The following is a 19,825-nucleotide window of genomic DNA, read 5'->3' as shown; positions in this document are numbered from 1 at the left end:
TGTCGATCCGGGCCGCCGTGTGACATCCGGAGCGCCACGAACCTCAGGCAGCGTCGCGGTAGGCGTCCAAGTCGACTCGGCGCAGAGGTCGTACGGCTCGACTGGCCCGTTGCCGCAGGCGCGCGCCGTCCGCGCCCATGGCACGGGTCGTTCGCGTGTCCGGGCAAGCCAGGTAGTAGGCGCTGATGCGCCGGGCATCGGAGACCGTCAACGCCCCCACCTCGATGGCCCAGGTCATCAGCGACAAGAGTTCCGTCCGTGCGCTGCCCTCGATCAGCTCGCCCTCGTCGGCGCCGACGAGCTCGAGCTCCGCTGCCCGGGCGAGCAACTCCGCCAACGCCAGCTGTGTGTGGGGGGCCGACGAGGTGTCGGCGCGCACCAGCGCGCGGTCACGAAACCCGGACACTGGGGCAACACTCGCGGCGAGACGACGCAATTCGCTGCGATTGTCGAAGTCCGCAGCCAGTGTGCGCTGCGCAAGTGCGAGCGTGTCCATGGCCAGGTTCACGAAGATTCTGCGGGGCCGACGCTGCAGGGGGTAGGTCCGCACGACTTCGAAGAGTGCGCTCAGGACGGTCGAGAAGACGTCGTCCCATGCCCGTCCCGGGCGCAGTTGGGACTGGGCCATCCGTATCGCCTTGGGCATCAAGACCCGAACGGCGACTCGCCAGGCGAGTTCACCGTCGTAGCCCGATCCGGCCACTCGACGGAGCAACACGGCGAGGGACAGGTCGTGTGTGTGCCAGTCCCCGAGACTGTGCAGTTCCGAGAACCGATCCACCACGCCTTGCGGACTCCGGACGCCGCGGAACTCGGGGTGCTGCTCACCCCATGCCGCGACGCGGTCGGCAGCCCGCAAGTCGCTGTCGAGGGTCTCCCAGTCGCGGTTCATGCTCTGCAACGTGTTCGTGCCGTAACGGGGTTCGGAGGGTCCAGCGGGGGAGGAGAGGAGCTTGACCACGGCCGTGTCCGTCCTTTTCGCATCGGGGAACGTGACACCGACGTTGCTCTGACCCCCCTTGTCCGCCGTCTGTTTGCCCTCGCCGAAGGTGTCGGTCCAGGGGATTCATCGCAGTGCGCGCACCGGACAAGGGGTGCGCGGACAAGGGGTGCGCGCACCGGACAAGGGCACCTGCTGTGCGTGGACAAGGGGTGGATGCACGTGGCACGGATCAGCCCGACGTCCGCCTGCAGGCGCGCCAAGACGTGCGCGCACCTGAGGCCTCGGCGGATGGAATGCGCGCGGGCTTCGGCACTCGATTCCCGCAGCAGCCGATGCGCGCACCTGACCGAGTTCACGGCGGAAGGCCCCGTTGGGCACCGGGGACTCTCGCGAAGAGCGCACGTCGGGAATGCGTGGGCGGACACGCACATGCGCACCCGCTGGGCGTGAGGCTGCGGTGCGCGGATGGGGACCACTTCGGCGGTGCGCGGCCGCAGACAACTGCCGCTTTGGGAATGGCTGCCGCCTGGACGAGAGGCTGGACAAGGGTGAGCTAGCCAGGCCGGGCTTGGACAAGGGCTGAACAAGAGGCTGGACAAGAGGCTGGACAAGGGGTGGCCGGGCCTGGACAAGGGGCTGGGCAAGTGACTGGACAAGGGGTGTGCCAGCCACAGCCCCGGCCTGGACAAGGGGTGCACTGAGGCCGGTTGACGTGGACAAGGGGCGGCACGAGGGCGCCTTCGACTGCGGATCGACCGCCCGATTCGGTGTGCGTGACGATCTGCATTTGGGAGGTGCGGCCTCGGCCGCGCAGCGCATCCGGCAGCGCCGGTCCCCACGGTTTCGAGCGCACTTGATTTGTACCTGCCTATCCGGTGGACACGATTTCGTTGTGCGATTGCGCACCGCACCGCGTGCGCACCGCACCGCGTGCGCACCGCACCGCGTGCGCACCGCACCGCATCGCGTGCGCACCGCATCGCGTGGACATCGCATCGCACCGCGCACTGTGGAGGTCCCGGCGTGGCACCCGTCTGATCGTGGCGTGCGGTGCGCACGGCGCCGTCGAGGTCGGACAGGCATCGGTAGCCTCCGTGTCGCAACGCACGGTGTGGGCCCTCCGAATCAGCGGCCGTCATGTCTGGCACTGCGGGCCGGCGGGTCCGACGGACCCGCCATCTTTCGGGTTGGCGGATTGCCACAGGGCCAGCCGCCATCCGAACAGATGGCGGGTTCGTGGCACGACGCAGACGTGACGGGTGGTGGCGTTGTGAAGCTGGCTGGCTGCTTCAGCGGGACGCGTCATTCGGGAAGCGGCAGCCCAATTTGGTACTGGCGGCGGCGCGGACGCCGGGCGGCCCGGGTCGCACCTGCTGCGGGCCGCAACCCGCCATCGGGGCTGGACACGTGCCGGAACACCGTGGTGCTCGCACATCCTCCGGAGAAGCGGTGTCGGGTCACGTCGGCGATGGTGTCGGGCGGCCTTGCCTTGTGTCGGGCAGCGGGTGTCCTGTCGCCCGGCACGGCGGCCGCGTCGTGTCGCATGTCCGGCTGGGCGTGACTGTCGCCGGACGCCTGGAGATGACGGCACCGTGCCGTCGCCGAGAAAAGATGTCGGCTGCGGCGGCCGGGATGGTCATTCGTGTCGGTCATGGCGGGTGTTGGGACGACACGGGGCAGGGCGAGACCGGCGTGGCACCCACCTCGTGAGCACGGCTGGGGCCGCCGGGCCCGGGCCACGGGCTCGACGCTTGCCGCACGCGGGTCCCTAACCCACCTTGCGCATCGCCTTCTCGGCGCGGGCTCGGCGAACGGCGCGAGTGTAGCTGCTAGGGACGGGCGAGTCGCCGGTGCCGATGGGCTCGAGGATCGGCAACGTGTCTGTGGCGGGTGAATCGGGTCGAGTGCGCCCACCAAAACCCTCGGTTGTCGATGTGTCCGTGGCCCTGCGCTCGGCGGGGATCGACGGTTCTCGCGGAGGGCTCGCTTTGGCATGCGGGGTGTCGAGCGCTTCCGAGGTGGGCCTCCGCTTGCTCGTGACCCCGGCGTGGGCGAGTACGCGAATCGTACGAATGACCTCGGCACCGGTCTCGCGATCAGACGCCCGAGCGTCGAGCCCATCGACTCGGAGAGCTTCGTTGAGTCGTCGCACGAGGGTGGGTGCCGTCAATCGGAGATGGGTCTCGTAGGCGGACGAGTCCGGGAGCAGGTCCAGTTGCCCTGTCTCGGGGTCGAAGCCGACGGCGGAGACGTGGACGGCGAGATCGGGTTCGATCGCTGGCCACAGTGCGCGGACGTTGGCTGCCTCTGCGGCAATTTCCCAGGCCCGAGCGGACATCAGGTCCTCGAGTGCCGTGTGCAGGTCGATCGGATCGCGACCGTCAACTGCGGATCGCCGGGCGGCCCTGCGCGGACCGCCAGCGTAGGCGGGCGGGTCTTCGGCCCGTTGGCCCGCTGCCTTTCGTGCCGCCTTGAGCGCAGCCCGGGCAAGGTCGATTCCGGTAGGTTCGAGAGTATTCATGCGTTCACCACCGGGCGGAGTCGAGGGCGGCTGTTCGCCAGGCACAGGGCACGACCGACAAGTGCGGGTCCGTACAGGCGGATGGCGTCGTCCTTGCCCAGGCTCGAGAGGGCGGCCTCGATCAGGGTCGTGCGTCCGGCCAGGTACTCGCTGTGCGCTGTTGTCCGAAGATTGCTGATCTCGTCAGCGGTGAGATCGCAGATGCCATCGAGGAGGGGCATTTCCTCCGGATCGTCTTGGTTGCCCAGCGCGCGAAGAGCCTCGTCGACCATCGCGGCGACCGTGCCGTTGACCGGGGCCCGCCACACGCCTCCCCATTCGGAGTGCCGCGTTCGCTCGGCTTGGCGTGAGTCGCGCCAGCGGGCGACGAGAGCAGCTCGCCCCTCGGGAGTCGGGTGCAGCAGGTGCGCGCCTTGAAGTCGGTGAGCGAGGAATCCCGACGGGCGCCGCACGGACCTGGTCGGGGCTTCGAACTCGGCGACGGCGATCACTTCGGTCGCGGTCCAGCCTGCGTCCGCCACGTGGCGGACGACCCACGCCACCCGCGGCGCCGAGGCCCGGCTCAGCCACGGCACCTGCGCCACGAGTTCGCGCGCCAACTGGTGCCGCCGACCCACCGCGTTCAACACCCGAGGCGTGATCACCTTCTTGGTGCGCGACGAACTTCCGGTCCCGCCTGCGAGCTTTCTCTCGGAGGGAAACCCAATAGATTCCGTACGAGGAGAACCTGAGGTGCCACCCCCCATTGGGGTGCAACGACTGCTCGTGCGGGCGCTGCGCCGAAGGGTCTTCGAACGGGGTCGGCGCACCTTGCGCGCGGCCTTTTTCCCGAGGGCGGCGATTCGCGCGCGTCCGAACCCCGCAATACCCACGACCCGGCGCTCGGGTCCGGTGCCGCGGATGCGCAACCCCAGTGCCTCGTCGAAGCAGACCGGGATGACACGAACGAACTCGGATGCCAGTGCACGTCGTCCGCGCACGCGCGTCCCCTTCATGAGGTACGCGAGCAGGCCAGCTTCGCGCAGCATCTCTAGGTGGTACTGCACCGTGCGTTCCGACAGGCCCGTGCGTCGCATCAGGTAGTCGACACCGGGTCGACACGGAGTGACGTCGGCGAGCAACTGCGCGATGAGGAGGGTCGTCGTCCCGAATGCCGGTCCATGTGAGCGCCGCGGCGTATACAGGCCCGCTCCGGCCACCCAGTGCACGGCCTGTAGCCAACTGAACGGATCAGTGGCGATGCGACCCTCTGTGTTCGAGATCCATTGCTGCGCCGCAGGAACACGGACGCCTTTCGGAAGCATGGCGGAGCCGGGTTCCACCTCTGTTGTTCGCGGTTGCGGAAGGCTGAGAGAGTCGGCTTGCGGCGAGGGCCGGTGGCTCGCGTCCATGTGGGTGGCGACGGAACGGGGACTTGGGACCTTCGTGTCACAACTCGGGGCTACGCTGGGCATGGTTCTCCTGGCACAACGACGTGAGGTGGCTGCCATGGGTCGTTGCGTTGGGTCTGCGGTCCCACCGGTTGCTCCGGTGGGACCGCATTCGTGTGTGCCGGTCGTGGCGCCCCGCGTAGCGAGGCGTCAGCCCATAGAGGTGTGATCGATCGCATCCGTGTGACAGCGAGGGCGCGGAAACTTCATTCGATCAGGGACGGGCGTGCCAGTCCGTTCCGGATTGCACCGATAGGCGCCGCCAGTGGCGGCAGCGATTATTCCGTCCCGGGCCGGAGTCACAGTGCCTGCCCGTGCCCGACGCCCTGTGGGTCCGGCCGTCGGCGACGAGGGCGCCCGAATCGGATCCGGTGGTGACGCCGACGAGTGTCGCGATCCGAGTTCCACGAGTGGTGAGTCGGGCACTTGCGGCGGCTTGGTTCGCTGGGGGGTGTCGCAGGTGGAGGTGGCGCGTCGGCTGGATGCGTCGCACGCAGCGGTGTTGACGTGGCATCGCGGTTGAGTGGACGGCAGTGCGGTCGGTCAGCGGACAGGTCTCGGCGGCGGGCGAGTTCGTCGACCCAGCAGCGGCTCGAGGCCGGTCCGGAGATGGCAGGTCCCACTAAGCAGGTTCCCGTGCGGGGGCGATCACGCAGGACCTCAGGGTGTGCGCGTTGCGGTCGAGGGACGCGCGGCTGCTGAGGGCGCACGAGGCTCCGATTCGGGGGTCCGTGGTCTGGAACTCTCACGCTGCTTCATAAAGATCGATTCATATGTACGACTTTATGCGCAGCCGCAGGCCGGCCCCACCCAGCGCTCCCGTTGCGATCGGGACGAGGAAGGGGGCGTGTGCCGATCTCGCCGATCTCGACTGCGGGCCCTGAATGTTCCCGACCGTGTTCCACCACTGCGAGCCGGGAGAAGGCCGCGCCGTTCGCACGTGATTCTGGCGCAAGTGAAGCTGCGGCCGCAGCGAGGAAGCCCCGAGTGGCGAAGCGGCTGTTTGGATTCGGCACCCTCGGCCGAAAGCTGCTTGACGAACCTTCTAACGACCCCTTACAATGGGTATATACAGCGACCCATTGAAGAACTAGCAGGGGGCGAACGACATGGAGCGGACCACGGCTCAGTTGCCCGTTTTCGTATACGGGGCGGCTCGCATCGGACAGGCCACGTACGACGCCCTTCTCGCGGGAAGCATCGTCAGTGAGTGCTCTGCGACTCTGGCCGGCCACAAGCTTCTCGACTCGGCGAATGAGCCGTACGCCGTTCCGTGCACCGATGGTGAGCACCGGGTCGTCGGCGATCTCGTGGAGATCGACCCCGACAAGTGGCTGCCGATTCTGTCGACACTCGACCGCACGGCGGGATACCGGGGAGCGCCCAACGACTACTACGTCCGCGAGACCTGTACGGTTCGCACCGCAGACGGGTACATCGTGGAGGCGTATGTATACGTCTCCCGCCTGGATGTCAGCTGTGTGAACAGGGGGCTGGTCGTTCGCGGCGGGGACTGGCTGGCGAACTCCGCGATGCGGGGCAGTGCGTACGAAGAAGACGCCTGGTAAGCGCTGTTGACAGGGATCATAACGACCCCTTACAATAGGTCTATATAGCGACCTCTTGGTGGGTTGCAGGAGGTGAAGACATGAAGCCGACGACCGTTCAGCTCCCCGTGTTCGTGTACGGAACGCTCCGCACCGGACAGGGCAACTATCGCCGCATCCTCGCCGGCAACACCGCCCGCGAGCGTGCGGCGACCCTGGCCGGCTACAAGCTCCTGGATGGGGGAGTGCCGTTTGCCGTCCCGAGCGTCGAGGGCGATCACATGGTCGTCGGGGACCTCATGGAGGTCGACCCCGACGTGTGGACGAAGGTTCTGCGCAGCCTCGATCGCCTGGAGGGGTACCGGGGGACCGACGCGGATCTCTACGTTCGCAAGACCTGTGAGGTTCGTACCTCGGACGGCGACGTCATGAGCGCCTATGTGTACATCGCGGGGAAATTCTTCGGATGGGACGACGACGCGCCGGTAGTGCCGGGCGGGGACTGGGTGGCCAACTCGGCCGTGCGGCATCGCTCCTATGGGGCGGTCTGACGAAGGTCCTTGACTCAAGTAATAACGACCCCTTATAATAGGTCTATAGTAGTCCGGTCCTTGCGATCGACATCAGACGGAAAACAGGAGGTGAATTCATGACACCCGCCTCGGCTCAACTCCCCGTGTTTGTGTACGGGACGCTCCGTCCCAAGCAGGACAACTACGGCAACTCCCTTCGGGGAAGCACCATCCGGGCGCGCTCGGCCGTTCTCGACGACCACCTTCTCCTGGAAGCCGGACTGCCCTACACGATCCCCGACCCCGACGGCAGGCACCACGTCGTCGGTGACGTCCTGGACGTCGACCCCGAAGCATGGCCGGAAGTTCTCGCATGGCTCGATGCCTTGGAGGATTACGCCGGCGAGAAAGACGACCACTACACCAGGGTGATCGTCACTGTCCGAACCATCGACGAAGGAGAGAACGTGCAGGCATACGCCTACCTCGCCGGCCCCGGAGCCTTGCAGTGGCGTCCGACCATGACCGAGGTTCCCGGCGGGGACTGGGTGATGCACCGTGCCGCGTAACCCCGTCATCAACCGCAACAACGTGCACCCCCTGGAACCACGCAAAATCGCGGTCTCGGACGACGCGATGACGAACCTGAAGGACACCGCGTCCGAAATGCACGTGAGCATGGGGTCGATCGCCGACACGATGATTCGCGAGGCGGCGGCCCTGCCTCGTGAACACCTCGCCGCCCTGATGCTCAAGCACCAACTGCTGACCGAGGAAGAGCACGCCGCCGTCATGCGTGTCCTCTCCGGGCAGGACAAAAACCCCTCGAAGTCGAACAAGACACCGAGGAGCACCAAAGGAACGTAGATGTGCGGATTGTTCGGAGTCATTCGTAACGAGGCCTGCGACACGTCGCAGGCCTCGGCCATGTGTGTGGCCCTGGGCCACCTCGCCGAAGAGCGCGGAATCGACGCCGCCGGATTGGCAATGGCCACCACCACCCCCAGCAAGCGACTCACCGGTCGTCCCAACGTCTCCCGCCGCAATGTCAAGTCCGGTGGATGGCGAATCGTCAAGGACGCCCTTCCGTTCGGCGACGTCTGGAACCCCAGCCTTCTGCCTCACCTCGATGCGGCCCCGGCGGCGCTCGGACACACCCGATGGGCGACCCAGGGAGATGTCACCCGCCTGGCGAACGCCAGCCCTCTCCAGGTCGGCCAACTGATCGGCACCCACAACGGGGACGTGGAAACCCTCGGACTGCGGACCACCTACGAACTGCCCACCCCCACCGGACAGACCGACACCGAGGTCCTCTATCAGGCACTCGACCAGGCGGCCGGAGTGATCCACCCGACCCTGGACGTGCTGCAGGCCACCCTCGGCCGCGCGGCCCTCGCCTGGACCGACCGGCGTTGGCCACAGTTGATGTTCCTCGCCCGAACCGCCGTGAGCCCTTTGGCCATCGCAGTGGACGACGACGGGAACCTCTACTGGGCCTCCAATCCGGGATGGTTCCGCGACGCGGCCGACGCGTGCGGAGTACACATCGCCCGCGATCGCATCTGGCTGATGCCGGAGGGCACCTTGCTCCTGGTGGACTTCGCCTCGGGCCGCCCGCGCAGGGCCGGGCACTACACGTTTCCGGCGACGGCCCGGGCCAAAGACGATCGACTCGCATCCTTGGTCGCCTACCGGGGATTCAGCAGCGCGGACCGCAAGGCCGACCAGAAGGTTTGCGGCCACCGCACCAAGCCGGAACGGACTCCCGCTTATCGCGCCCGCGTGCCCTTGTGGGCATGAAACCCACCTCGTCTACACCAGACGATCACTTAGGACCGCGCTTGCCTCTCTCCCGCTCGGGAGAGAGGCAAGCCCCATGCCGTCAGCGGAGGTCCATCGCATCCGGCATCTCCACGCCGACGCAACGAAAGTCAGTGTTCACGGCTGTGGGAAACCCCGTGTGCCCAGCGAAGCCTCGCCCCGCATTACAAACGCTCTTGCCATCGCGTGGCGGCGAACAACGCCACCGCCTGCGCCCGGTTCTCCTCGCGTGTGAAGACACGATCGACCAGGCCCCGGAACGACGCAGTCGCCTGGCGCCACGGTTCGCCGGTTAGACGCCGACCCCAAAGCCCTTGTCGAACCAAAGCCCCGCGGTGGGATCCGACAGCCTGCGCCATCTGTCTCGACGACACCCCGGCTTCGCGCAGGGCGGTGTTGGCGAGGCCGAGGGAGAGGTTGACCTGGGCCTGGATGACACCGGGGTCCAGAGATCCGTCCCACATGCGGAACTCCGCGTGGTCGCTGCCGCGGCCGGTGACGGACTCGAAGTTCAACGCATAGTGGTGACTACGGTTGTACTCGCGCACGGCACCGACGGAGGTATACGGCGAAGTCGGAATCCTATTGGGATAGCACCATTCCAAACCTCGATGTCGAGCGCTCGCGGGGTTCTGTGCCAACCGATAGATGACGTCCTCGTACGCATTGACAGTCTCGATCAGACGGTTGTGCACCTCGACGGTGTGGTCGAAATCGGCGACTCCGACGTGCACGTGACCGCCCGTGCGCGCATTCGCCAGACCCCCGTGACGCCGCACGATCGCACAGACGTCCCGAAGGTTCGTCCACGTCGCCATGTCGTCGTACAGGATCGGGGAGACGATCTCGCCGGCGACCGTACTGTCGTACTCCATCCGCCACGCGTTTGCGGCCTCGGTGTAGCCGTTGCGCCGGGACGCGTGATAGCCGTGCAGGTGGGGGTCGCTCGCGATCCCGGCATTGTGCAAGTCCGAGGCCATTGCGGTGGTCGCGGCGGCTCGATCGGCCGCGCTCATCTCCGTCGGGAAGTCGAATTCGATCTCCACGCCGAACGCCCGACCTCCCTCTCGCGCCCCAAGACCTCCCGTGGCGTCGGCCGTGATAAACGGCACCGGCGGCTCCCCGGCGCGTTGCCGCTCCCTCGCCTGCCGATAAACGGCCTGGAACGCTTCGAAGTCCTCACTGTAGGAAACAGCGTGTACCTGGCCGGCGTGAGCGGTGCGCGCCTGCTCCTGCGCCGCTTCCGATGCCGCGTGCTGGACGGCGACTTCGTCGAGGACCGTCTGCGCCGCGAGCCGGTCTGCCGCAGTCGGCTCCATGGCGTTCAGTCGATCCTGAAGTGCCCGCCCGACGGCGACCTCGTGTGCGCAACGGCCAGCGATATACGACTCATCGTGAGGAAGTTCGTGCAAGCAACGCAGGTCGTCGGTCGCCACGACCAGCAGTCCGTCGGATCCCCGCGAAACACGGACTTCCCCGTCAACGCCCCCATCCAGGATGCCCGACCCCATGACGTGTCCGCGGACGGCACAGACAACGTCCTGTTCGTCGGTGACCATTGCGCGAACGGCATCCAGCGGTTGGCCCATCGTGACATCCACATCCGAGGCCAAGCGAGTGTTGTGGAAGTTTGTACCACCGGGCTCCGGGAGTTCCACGCGGGTTACCGGGCGTCCGCTGGTTGCGAAGCCCGGCGGATGGGGCGTCACCTCCGGCGACGCGCCCGAGTTCGTCGGCGCGACCACGTGGTGCTGGTGCGTTATGCGTGTTCCCGATCCCATCAACTCTCCTCGGTGGCGTTCGGCGTGGGGAAGGCGCCGGCCCGGGCACTGAGAACGATGACGCCGGCGGAGTGCAAGGACAGGAGGAGATTCCAGTCGTCGCCCGGGTCGATCCAGATCAGTCCCCGGTCGGGGCCTTGAGGCCGGGGAAGACGGCCTGCGGGCCGGTAGAAGGACGTGACGAGGACGAGCGGCACGGGTGCGTCCCAATGTGTGACGGTGGGGGGCGTCTCGCGACTCGCCAGCAGGATTGAACGCTGCTGCTCGGTGCACTGGTCGAGTTCGGGGACCGCGGCTAGGCCGGCCTGGAGGTGGACCTGCAGCCGAAGGGCCAGGCGGATACGGGCTGCGGCCCGCTCCTTTGGGCTGGTGAGAGTCGAGTAGTTCGGGATGATCACATCGAGCAGGTCGGACACGGTGTCGGCGTAGGCGCGTTCACGTCCTCCGTCGTGAATCAACTCGAACCGATACGGCGTCCCGTCGTCCTTCACAGGCGGTGCGGCCGGCTCAACGGCGGACGAGACATTACGAACACGGATGGCTGTCACGAGTACTCCTTGATGGATGGGTTATTGCTGTCACACTGCGACGGACACCGGATGGTCCCTGGGGCACGACGAGGCGCTGCCAACGTCTCTAGCGCCCTGCGTGCCATCGCGTCGCGGCGAACAAGGCCGCTGCCTGCGCCCTGTTCTCCCCGCGGGAAAAGATGCGATCGGCCAGGCTGCGAAAGGACGCAGTCGACTCCCGCCAACGGTCGCCGCTGAGACGTCGGCCCAGAAGTCCTTCCCGCGCCAGCGCGGCGCGCTGGCTACCGACGGGTGCGCGCACGAGAGGTGCCGAGGTTCCGGCTTCGCGCAGGGCGGTGTTGGCGAGGCCGAGGGAGAGGTTGACCTGGGCCTGGATGACGCCGGGGTCCAGAGATCCGTCCCACATGCGGAACTCGGCGTGGTCGCTGCCGCGGCCGGTGACGGATTGGAAGTTCAGTCCGACGTGGTGACTGTTGTTGTTTTCGCGCACTGACCCGACCGATGTATACGGCGAACTTGGAATCCGGTTGGGGTGGCACCATTCGAGCCCGCGATGTCTGCTACTAGCCGGATTCTGGGCCAAGCGGTAGATGACGTCCTCATAGGCTCCGACGGTCTCGATCAGTCGGTTGTGGTTGCCGACGGTGTGGTCGAAGTCAGGGACCGCGACGTGTACATGGCCCCCGGTCCGGGCACTGGCCACGGCCCCGTGCGACCGTACGATTGCGCAGACGGCCGCAAGGTTGGCCCAGGTCTGAGGCTCGTCGTACAGAATCGGAGAGACGATCTCTCCGGCGACTGTGGCGTCGGACTCCAACCGCCACGCGTTCGCGGCATCCGTGTAGCCGCTCCTCGCCGACGCGTGCCACCCGTAAAGGCGAGCGTCGGCCGCAATCCCCGCCGTGTGAAGATCCCGGGCGATGGCCAACCTCGCCTCAGCCTGCGCGGTTCCACTCATGGCGGTGGGGAAGTCGAATTCGATCTCCACGCCGAACGCCCGGCCTCCTTCCCGCGCCCCGAGGCCCCCTGTCGCGTTCTCCGTGAGAAACGGCACCGGCGTCAACCCGGTGGCCTGTCGTTGCCTCGCCTGGTCGTATGCCGTTTGGAAGGCGTCGAAATCGTTGGTGTACGAAACAGCGACGGCCAGTCGACCGGCGTGTTCGACGCGCGCTCGTTCCTGGGTAGCGACCGACGCGGCGTGCTCGACCGTGACCTCGTCCAGGACAGTCTGGCTCGCCAGCCGTTGGGCGGTGGTCGGCATCATGGCGTCCAGCTGGTCTTGAAGCGCGCTTTCGACTGCGGTCTCGTGGCGGCACCGGCCGTTGACCAGAGGTTCTTCGTCGTGACCCGACCCCTCCTCGCAGCGAAGGCCTCCGGCGTCCACGAGCAGCGCTCCGTGGGGTCCGCTTGAGATTCGTACCTCGCCCCCCACGCTGACCCAGTCAAGGGTTTCATCCGGTACTTCAGCCCTGATTTCGCAGAGCGCGTCCTGCTCGTCGGTAACGGTGTCCGCCACGAAACGCAAGGGTCGGGGAAGCGTTATGGACGCATGGTCATCCTCCACGACCCGGTAGTAGAAGCCCGCGTTGTTGGCCTCGGGGAAACCGAGGCGAATCCACCCGCGTTCCGGCAGTTCGGAGGCTGGCGTATTGCTCTCTGCCGAAGCGTCAGCCTCTCCAGGGTTGCTCGGCGCTACCGCGTGGTGCTGGTGGGCGATGCGTGTGCCCGATCCCATCGGACCTCCTGTGTGGTGGTGACGGATAGGGCGCCCCTTGCGACGACGCCAGCAGCGAAGTCACGGGGAAATCGGCCTCGACCAAGCCCGCCTGGTGGATGGGCCAGGACTACGGACGAGCGCCCCGGGTGGAGCGAACTGAAGCGGCGAGTCGCTTGGTCATCCATCCGGGCGGCAGGGTCAGCAGCGAACGACACGCTCACCCTCCATCGGCGCATCACCGCTGCCAACGCGTCGCCGCGAACAACGCCGTAGCCTGCTCCTTGTGCTGTGCGCGGTCGAACACGCCGTCAACGAGCTGCCTGAAGTTGAGTGTGGTGTCCCGCCACCACTCGCCGCGCAGCCGCCGCCCCAGCAAGTTGTTGTCCTCCAGAATCCGCCGGTTGCTTCCCAACGGCCACCGCTCCCCAGACGCAGCTTGCGCGCCGCGTACGGCGGCCGCGGTTATACCCAGAGAGAGATTGACCTGAGCCTGGATCACGCCCGGATTCAGTGAGCCATCCCAGAGGCGAAACTCGGCGTGATCGCTTTCCGTCCCCTGCGCGGAGCTGAGGTTGATCGCGTGCCCATGACGAGCTGAAGTGCGCACGGGCCACAAATCGTTGCCGATACCGTACCCGTCGGAAGGCACTCTGTTGGGAAGGCACCACTGCCGTCCTCGATGGCGACTATCCGGTGAGTCAGGATTCTGTGCCAAGCGGTAGAGCAGGTCCTCATGGGCCGCGAAAGTCGACATGAGCCGGTGATGGTTCGCGGTGTCGTGGTCATAGTCGTGCATGCCCACATGAATGTGCCCACCGGTGCGCATGCTTGCGACACCTCCATGAGACTTGATGATCTCGCACACTGTCGCGAGGCTTCGCCAAGTCTCCGGTTCGTCGTACAGGATCGGGGAGACCAATTCGCCGTCGACGGTGCAGTCCGTCTCCAGACGCCAACCGTTTCGCGCGTCGGTGTATCCGCGGTCCTGCGAAGCGTGGTAGCCGTACACTCGGTTGTCCCTTGTCAACCCTGCTGCGTACAGGTCCCGGGCGATTGCCTGGCGGACGCCGGAAGATCCCAGGGTGCTGAAGGGCCCTGCATCGAATTCGAGCTCCAGGCCGAATCCGCGGCCGCCCTCACGAGCTCCGAGCCCGCCCGTAGCGTCCTCCAACAGGTACGGAATCATCTCTTCACCGCGGGTGGCCCGATCTCGCGCTGCACGGAATGCCCGCTGGAACGCGTCGAAATCCTCCTCGTAGCTGGGGTTGGCGGTGCCGGGCCAGCGGTCACGAGCTTGGACCTGCAGCGTTTGTGCGGAGTTGTGTTCGGCGAGCGTCTCGTCGAGCACTGCCTGCGCGGCGACGCGTTGGACGGTCGGGTCTTCGGCACGGTGTTCGTCGCCGAAGCTCGTGCTCAGTTCCTCCCGCAGTCGATGGAACGTTGCGACTTCGTCGTCTGTGGCCTCGCCGGCATGCACGCGCTGTCCGGCGCGAAGCACACGCCCGAGGAGTTCCTCCTGCACTCCGCCGGGCACGCTCGACCGGCTCCCCTGGTCCGCGTCCGTCCCCGGAACAGCCTCACTGTTCCCTGCGAGGGAGTTCAGGACAGTCGGCGGCGTGATCAGGACATCCGTGATCGGTTCGTGGTGATCGTCACCGAGGTCCGACGAAACGTCGTGGCTGATTTGGATGCCATGAGTCTGATGAGCGATACGGCTACCGGATCCCACGGTCACTCCCGAGGTAGACGTATCCAGGGCAGGAGGCGCGATCGAGACGAAACTCGTCGATGGGCTTGCCGGCCCTCCGGGCGCCCTGTCTTGGTGCTTGCTGCTCGAGTGGCGGATCTGAAGCCGGCGAGTGCGGCCCGAAACCGCGCTCGCCGTGCGGCGCAGGTATCGGCTCCACTGAGAGACTGCGGGCGGAAACCCGCCATGGCTCCCCCTCACCGCCGTTGCCGGTGCATGCAGCGACGAACATCGCGATGCGTCGTATTCTGCAATCCGCGATCCCGGCCGCGTATGGCCAACCCTCTCGCCTATTCATCATCGCTCCATCTCGTGTCCTGCCAGCTCGTAGCGGCGAACAGTGCCGTGGCTTGGTCTTTGTATTGCAACCCGGGAAACACGTCGTCCATGAGCCGCCGAAACATTCGCGTGTTCTCGTTCCATGCGGATCCGGTCAGCCGCTGTTCGGACAGACCCCGGCCGAGCAGGTGACGTCGACGTTCACCGAGAGCCATGCGGTCGCCGCCAGCAATCAGACCTGCACTGCCGGAGTCGCGTACGGAGGCCGCCGTGAGGCCGAGTGAAAGGTTGATTTGAGTCTGGATGACACCGGGCTCCAACGATCCGTCCCACAAGCGGAATTCCGCATGGTCACCGGACCACCCGGTCGCGCCGCTGAGATTGACGGCGTTCCCGTGTGACGCACCCTGGTGCATGTCCCAAAAATCGTTGTATGCGATGTCAGGTACGTAGTTTGGCCTGCACCAATCGATTCCTCGATGCATGCGCCCGAACGCCGCAGGGTTCTGCGCGAGCCTGAACAGCACATCCTCGTAGGCGGAATACATGGACATCAGCCGGTGGTGGTTCTCGGTGTCGTGGTCGTAGTCGTGCATTCCGACGTGAACGTGGCCGCCCGTTCTGACGCTCGCGGTTCCGCCGTGCGACCTGATGATTTCGCAGACCGTTGCCAGGTTGCGCCAGGTGCTGGGCTCGTCGTAGAGGATTGGCGAGACGAGCTCACCATCCACCGTGCAGTCCTCTTCCAGACGCCAGCCATTCGGAGTATCGCTGTAACCTTCTTCCGCCGACGCGTGATACTCGTGCACGTATTCGTCGCTCGACAAGCCAGCCTCGTAGAGATCTCGGGCGATGGCCCTGCAGGCTTCATAGCCTCCCGTATGCCTGCCGCGTTTGACGTCGAACTCGAGCTCCAAACCGAACCCGCGACCACCGTTACGTGCACCAAGACCGCCAGTCGCGTTTTCCAACATGTAGGGAACCATGGGCTCGCCAGACTCGGCCCGTTCCCGGGCTGCTTGGAAGGCCTGCTCGAACAGGCGGGGGTCGTTTTCGTAGCTGGGGTTAGCTGTGGCGCCGGGCCATCGATCACTTGCCTGGATCTGGAGCGTTCGCGCCGTGTTGTGTTCGGCGAGAGTTTCGTCAAGTACATCCCGCACAGCGGCGCGTTGGACGTTCGGGTCTTCGGCCGGATGCTCCGTGCCGAAACTCGCGCTCAGCTCGTCACGGAGTCGCTGAAGTGTTTCGACGTCGCTGTCGGCCGCCTCGCCGTCGCGCACCCGTGTCCCGGTAAGGAGTATTCGCGCGAACAGCTCCTCCTGCACGGCACGGGCTGTTCGCGGAGCCCCTTCCAGCCCGGGACCATTCTCAAGTCCCGCGGCAGAATCCCCCCCAGATTGCAGGTCGCGTCCCAACCACTCGTTCAGTCGGAAATATTCGGCCGCCTCCTCGGGGCTCATGCCCCGGTGCGCCGACTCATCCATGATCTCCCGAATGCGTAGGACAGCGGCATTCCGTGCTGCGTCCGGATCCAGAGGAACACCACCGGCGGACGGGTCCTCCAGAGTGGTGTGGACACTGTGGGTCTGATGGGCGATGCGGCTACCCGAGCCCACAGTGACCGCCGACGTCGGTGGGTGCGGCCGAGCCCTCGGCCAGCCGCGCGTAGTAGCGGACGTTGGCGGTGAAGAGGTCTTCGGTCCGGGCCTGGGTGTCGACGCGACCGTTCTCCGTCATGACCGCGCCGTGGCGCGCATATTGGAGCGCGTTTTGACTGACCAGGTACAGGCGACCCGGGAACAGCGCCTGCAGCGTCACAATTCGGTCCGCTCGACTCGACCCCGTCAAGACCATCGGCACATCTTCGGGCAACGTTGCCGCCAGGTAGGCCAAGCCAGGGAGCGCCATCTCCTGCCAGTCGTCGTCCGTGCGAAACGTCTGCAGGTTCACCGCGAGCGCGGGTGGCGCCACCGTAGCGGCATAGATCCAGTCGATGTAGCGGTCCAGATCCTCCAGGCGCAACCAGTAGACGCAGGGGGCCGCCGTGACGCCCGCTGCGGCCAACTCCGCAGCGAACATCAGATTGCGGCGCATGTTGATCAGGTGCTCGGCGCGCGGTTGGTTGAAGTACATGCTGGTGTTCGGCGTAAGGACCAGGTCCCACTCCTGCGCAGCCAGTGTCTCGCCCAGGCGATCCGCCTTGCGGCGCGTCCAAAAGCCCTCGACGAGCGGGTCCTCCGCGTACCCGACGAGGATGGCCTTCTGCTCCGGTCGCAGTCCCAGCGCTTGGCGTGCAGTCTTCCCGTGAAACCGCGGGTAGACCTTGTGCGTGCTGGGGCTGACGACGCGACGCAGGCCGATTGCGTAGGCCGGCCACTGCAGCTGAGCGTCCATCCCGGCCACGTCGTGACCATCGACCTGCGGGATGTACCGCGGCAACGTAGGCAGTGTGCCGGGCACCTTCAAATCGGTGAAACGAACCGTGCCACCGATGTCGTCCATCCACGCGCCGATGTCGGGCCGCGACCCGCACCGGATCGGGCAGCGACTGCACGCGTCGGCGGAGAGATGACCCTTCCGCGGATCTTCTCCTCGCGCGCAGGTGCAGTACTCACAGGTGGACGTGCTCCCCGAACACACCGGTTCGACGGCCGCCGGGTTATCGATGAAGAACGGACACACCGAACAGTCGCATCCGGCAGCCGGAACAGGCGACGGCGGCCCTAGGCGCGGCATCGGCAGGGAGACGTTCATCGAGTTCCTCCTGTGGAACTAGCGGCTGCATCCAGATGGCCTGTGAGTTCGGCGAGCAACATGCGCAGCGAGCCCGAATCGAAGCGATGCAGGACCCGACCCTCGGCGAGCTGCCCGTTGAGCGCACGAACGCCGGCGAGCGCGGCTTCGGCCACGTCCGGGTCCACGGGCGTGCTCTCCTCGATCGGCGAAACGTCGATACCCTCACGTGCGTTGGACACCAAGGCCGCGGCGGCGTCGGGCGCGACAACGACACGCTCAAGGTCGCCCTCCTCCTCTACCTCCGACCCCACCCCGGAACCGGAGTTCTCGATCTCACCGAACGCGGTGCGATCGCGCGTCAACTTGGCCGCTCGCTCGGCGTTCGCGTCCTGGCGGACCGACAGCGCGACATCCACTGCCTCGTCCGGCGTCAACGCCGGATCTTGGCCCTTGGCCCGGGTGACCGCAGACAGCAGGTCGGGCCGTCCCAGCCGCTGCACGGCCTGCCACAACTCACTTGCCGCCTCGCGGCGACCTCGAGTCAGACGCGCAAGGTTCGTCCGGGCCGCCAACGAGACTTGGTGCTCATCCATCTCGCTGGAAATCTCTCGAGGCAACGTTCGAAACGCCGCCACCAGCTCGCGCGCACGCCGGGAACTGATTTGCAACCCCAAGCGGCGCAGGACCAACGTCCACGGGGCGGCCAGGTCCGCGTCGGATCCCCGGAGCTTCTCCAACGCCTGGAATCGAGCAGCCGGATCCTCAAGGCGCAGGACGTCCGCGACAACCTCGATGCGCGCCGCCACCAACTGAGAGTGCAGGATCGCGCTGCGCTCCAACAGCAAGGCCGCAGCCAACTCTCCGGGCTGAAGATCCTCGCGCGCGAGGTTCTCCACGAGCTGCCATGTTCGCCGCTCTTCCGCACTGATGGGCCCCGGGCAGATCACCGCGGGCAGCATCTCGAAACGCGGGTTGTCCGGTTGGTTGACTGCCCCCCACCGGCAGGCGCGATATCGCCGCTCGCCGACTACCAGACGTCGTTCCGGCACATCCCCCGGACCATCGATCTCCTCGACCAAGACAGCCTGCAGCACACCGACCGTCGAGATCGAGGAAATCAGATCCGCCAGCCCCTCCGCGCTGGTGCTCTGCCCCGGACCGCGCCCCTGAATATCCGTGTACACCGAACCGCGCATCGGCAGCATCTCGAACCTGCGTTGCCGCAGCCGCTCCGAACGCTGGAGAGCCTCGTTCAGTTCGACAACACCGACAACCGGCGGCTGCGCCCCGTGCTCAAGTACAGCATTCGTCACGATGCCACCCCTTTCGAGCAATGAGTGGTGAGCCAGGCTTCGAACAGCGATCGGCCACGCCGAAGAGCACAGTCGCGCCCAGCCATCACGAACCCCCCGGGGAATCGGGGCGCAGTGACCGCCGCGGCCTGGACGCGCCTGCGGCACGACCCCCGGAACCGGGCCCACCCGACTCCTGACCCTGGGCATGCGACGCCGACCCGGGCGCACGGACCGCTGCACGACGGTCCGCCCTGAGGAAGACATCGGTGGCCGCAGGTCGATCATCCGGCGAGCCGCGCAACAGCGGGGTGAAGATCGGCGCGAAAGGCCCGCGCTCACGCAACTCTGCCAACGTGGTCACCCCAACGTTGAGCGTCGCGGACAGACGAGCGAGCCGCGGATCCTCGCGCGTCAGGGCATAGAGATCCTCAGTCCGCGCCGCCAGCCGTGCCGCGACCGTGCGACGGCTGGACGGGTCCTCCTCCGCGTCGAGCACGACCAACAACCGCGGAAACACCGGATACGTGTACCGCCATGCAGGCCGCGACGCCGCGGCGGAACGCCTCGCCCGATTCGGATGTTGCGGCACGTACTCGTACAGCCGCCCATACGCAGCCAGCTTCGCAGCCAACCGTGTGGCTGTCATAGTGGCGCGGTCCAGCTCCACGAACACGTTCACCATCGTTCGCAGACCACGATGGACATGAACGTAATTGACGACAGCATCCGAGATCACGTGATCATCCTCGAATCGCCGCTGGCCGTCCCGAATACGATGAGCCACTTCCGGGGTCCAATCCAAAGGACCACACTCATGCCCCAGCGCGCGCGCGTGTTCGACAAAGGCGATACCCATCTCGTTCACCGCCAGCGTGTGGGCCTGCCGAGTGCTGGCCACAGACTCCGGGAGACCCGATACGGCCGCGTCACCAATTCGCGACCCTCCTCAACCACTTCTGCGCC

16 protein-coding genes are annotated in these 19,825 nt (G+C 66.4%); 5 read left to right on the top strand and 11 right to left on the bottom strand.

Features of this window, described 5'->3' with window-relative positions:
• Positions 1–43 precede the first annotated feature (43 nt).
• From ACMXN5_RS48880 to ACMXN5_RS48870, 3 genes are all read right to left on the bottom strand, one after another.
• Positions 44–892, bottom strand: a complete 849-nt coding sequence (locus tag ACMXN5_RS48880; RefSeq protein WP_439681471.1) for a hypothetical protein — start codon at positions 890–892, stop codon at positions 44–46.
• Positions 893–2,711: 1,819 nt separating this feature from the next.
• Complete coding sequence (locus ACMXN5_RS48875) at positions 2,712–3,464, bottom strand: DciA family protein (RefSeq protein ID WP_439681470.1); 753 nt, start codon at positions 3,462–3,464, stop codon at positions 2,712–2,714.
• Positions 3,461–4,768 carry a transcriptional regulator gene (locus ACMXN5_RS48870; RefSeq protein ID WP_439681469.1) on the bottom strand — a complete coding sequence of 436 codons (1,308 nt, stop codon included), beginning with the start codon at positions 4,766–4,768 and terminating at the stop codon, positions 3,461–3,463. The genes ACMXN5_RS48875 and ACMXN5_RS48870 overlap by 4 nt, the downstream gene beginning before the upstream one ends.
• 1,235 nt (positions 4,769–6,003) lie before the next feature.
• On the opposite strand from ACMXN5_RS48870, the gene ACMXN5_RS48865 reads away from it, so the two are divergent.
• The 5 genes from ACMXN5_RS48865 (at position 6,004) to ACMXN5_RS48845 (ending at position 8,756) form a co-directional block, all read left to right on the top strand.
• Positions 6,004–6,462, top strand: a complete 459-nt coding sequence (locus ACMXN5_RS48865; RefSeq protein ID WP_439681468.1) for a gamma-glutamylcyclotransferase family protein — start codon at positions 6,004–6,006, stop codon at positions 6,460–6,462.
• Between the two features lie 80 nt (positions 6,463–6,542).
• The gene (locus ACMXN5_RS48860) at positions 6,543–6,992 is read left to right on the top strand and encodes a gamma-glutamylcyclotransferase family protein (RefSeq protein WP_439681467.1); all 450 of its coding nucleotides are present in this window, start codon (positions 6,543–6,545) and stop codon (positions 6,990–6,992) included.
• A 98-nt stretch (positions 6,993–7,090) separates the two neighbouring features.
• On the top strand, positions 7,091–7,522 hold the full coding sequence (locus ACMXN5_RS48855) for a gamma-glutamylcyclotransferase family protein (protein ID WP_439681466.1): 432 nt from the start codon (positions 7,091–7,093) through the stop codon (positions 7,520–7,522).
• Positions 7,512–7,820 carry a hypothetical protein gene (locus ACMXN5_RS48850; protein ID WP_439681465.1) on the top strand — a complete coding sequence of 103 codons (309 nt, stop codon included), beginning with the start codon at positions 7,512–7,514 and terminating at the stop codon, positions 7,818–7,820. Before ACMXN5_RS48855 ends, ACMXN5_RS48850 begins: the two co-directional genes overlap by 11 nt.
• Entirely contained in the window at positions 7,821–8,756 is a 936-nt protein-coding gene (locus ACMXN5_RS48845) for a class II glutamine amidotransferase (RefSeq protein WP_439681464.1), read from the top strand.
• 185 nt (positions 8,757–8,941) lie between these two features.
• Here the strand turns inward: ACMXN5_RS48845 and ACMXN5_RS48840 are convergent, their stop codons facing one another.
• From ACMXN5_RS48840 to ACMXN5_RS48805, 8 genes are all read right to left on the bottom strand, one after another.
• Positions 8,942–10,390, bottom strand: a complete 1,449-nt coding sequence (locus ACMXN5_RS48840; protein WP_439681463.1) for an amidoligase family protein — start codon at positions 10,388–10,390, stop codon at positions 8,942–8,944.
• A 167-nt stretch (positions 10,391–10,557) separates the two neighbouring features.
• On the bottom strand, positions 10,558–11,106 hold the full coding sequence (locus ACMXN5_RS48835; RefSeq protein WP_439681462.1) for a hypothetical protein: 549 nt from the start codon (positions 11,104–11,106) through the stop codon (positions 10,558–10,560).
• An 88-nt stretch (positions 11,107–11,194) separates the two neighbouring features.
• Complete coding sequence (locus ACMXN5_RS48830) at positions 11,195–12,823, bottom strand: amidoligase family protein (protein WP_439681461.1); 1,629 nt, start codon at positions 12,821–12,823, stop codon at positions 11,195–11,197.
• Positions 12,824–13,040: 217 nt separating this feature from the next.
• On the bottom strand, positions 13,041–14,534 hold the full coding sequence (locus tag ACMXN5_RS48825; protein WP_439681460.1) for an amidoligase family protein: 1,494 nt from the start codon (positions 14,532–14,534) through the stop codon (positions 13,041–13,043).
• 308 nt (positions 14,535–14,842) lie between these two features.
• On the bottom strand, positions 14,843–16,315 hold the full coding sequence (locus tag ACMXN5_RS48820; protein WP_439681459.1) for an amidoligase family protein: 1,473 nt from the start codon (positions 16,313–16,315) through the stop codon (positions 14,843–14,845).
• A 118-nt stretch (positions 16,316–16,433) separates the two neighbouring features.
• Positions 16,434–17,585: a DUF4417 domain-containing protein gene (locus ACMXN5_RS48815; RefSeq protein ID WP_439681458.1), complete on the bottom strand. Its 1,152-nt coding sequence runs from the start codon at positions 17,583–17,585 to the stop codon at positions 16,434–16,436.
• Positions 17,582–18,880, bottom strand: coding sequence for a ParB/RepB/Spo0J family partition protein (locus ACMXN5_RS48810; protein WP_439681457.1), 1,299 nt, complete (start codon positions 18,878–18,880; stop codon positions 17,582–17,584). Before ACMXN5_RS48810 ends, ACMXN5_RS48815 begins: the two co-directional genes overlap by 4 nt.
• An 85-nt stretch (positions 18,881–18,965) precedes the next feature.
• Positions 18,966–19,718 (bottom strand): replication-relaxation family protein, encoded by a 753-nt coding sequence (locus ACMXN5_RS48805; protein WP_439681727.1) that lies wholly within the window; start codon positions 19,716–19,718, stop codon positions 18,966–18,968.
• Positions 19,719–19,825: the final 107 nt, after the last annotated feature.

Source organism: Embleya australiensis, assembly GCF_051903075.1.
Taxonomy (GTDB): Bacteria; Actinomycetota; Actinomycetes; order Streptomycetales; family Streptomycetaceae; genus Embleya.
This window is presented reverse-complemented; position numbering and strand designations above follow the sequence as displayed.

Excerpts from the sequence above, each read along its gene's own strand:
- ACMXN5_RS48880 (WP_439681471.1), bottom strand. The coding sequence starts at position 892 with ATGAACCGCGACTGGGAGACCCTCGACAGCGACTTGCGGGCTGCCGAC.
- ACMXN5_RS48875 (WP_439681470.1), bottom strand. The coding sequence starts at position 3,464 with ATGAATACTCTCGAACCTACCGGAATCGACCTTGCCCGGGCTGCGCTC.
- ACMXN5_RS48870 (WP_439681469.1), bottom strand. The coding sequence starts at position 4,768 with ATGCTTCCGAAAGGCGTCCGTGTTCCTGCGGCGCAGCAATGGATCTCG.
- ACMXN5_RS48865 (WP_439681468.1), top strand. The coding sequence starts at position 6,004 with ATGGAGCGGACCACGGCTCAGTTGCCCGTTTTCGTATACGGGGCGGCT.
- ACMXN5_RS48860 (WP_439681467.1), top strand. The coding sequence starts at position 6,543 with ATGAAGCCGACGACCGTTCAGCTCCCCGTGTTCGTGTACGGAACGCTC.
- ACMXN5_RS48855 (WP_439681466.1), top strand. The coding sequence starts at position 7,091 with ATGACACCCGCCTCGGCTCAACTCCCCGTGTTTGTGTACGGGACGCTC.
- ACMXN5_RS48845 (WP_439681464.1), top strand. The coding sequence starts at position 7,821 with ATGTGCGGATTGTTCGGAGTCATTCGTAACGAGGCCTGCGACACGTCG.
- ACMXN5_RS48830 (WP_439681461.1), bottom strand. The coding sequence starts at position 12,823 with ATGGGATCGGGCACACGCATCGCCCACCAGCACCACGCGGTAGCGCCG.
- ACMXN5_RS48820 (WP_439681459.1), bottom strand. The coding sequence starts at position 16,315 with ATGGATGAGTCGGCGCACCGGGGCATGAGCCCCGAGGAGGCGGCCGAA.
- ACMXN5_RS48815 (WP_439681458.1), bottom strand. The coding sequence starts at position 17,585 with ATGAACGTCTCCCTGCCGATGCCGCGCCTAGGGCCGCCGTCGCCTGTT.
- ACMXN5_RS48805 (WP_439681727.1), bottom strand. The coding sequence starts at position 19,718 with ATGGGTATCGCCTTTGTCGAACACGCGCGCGCGCTGGGGCATGAGTGT.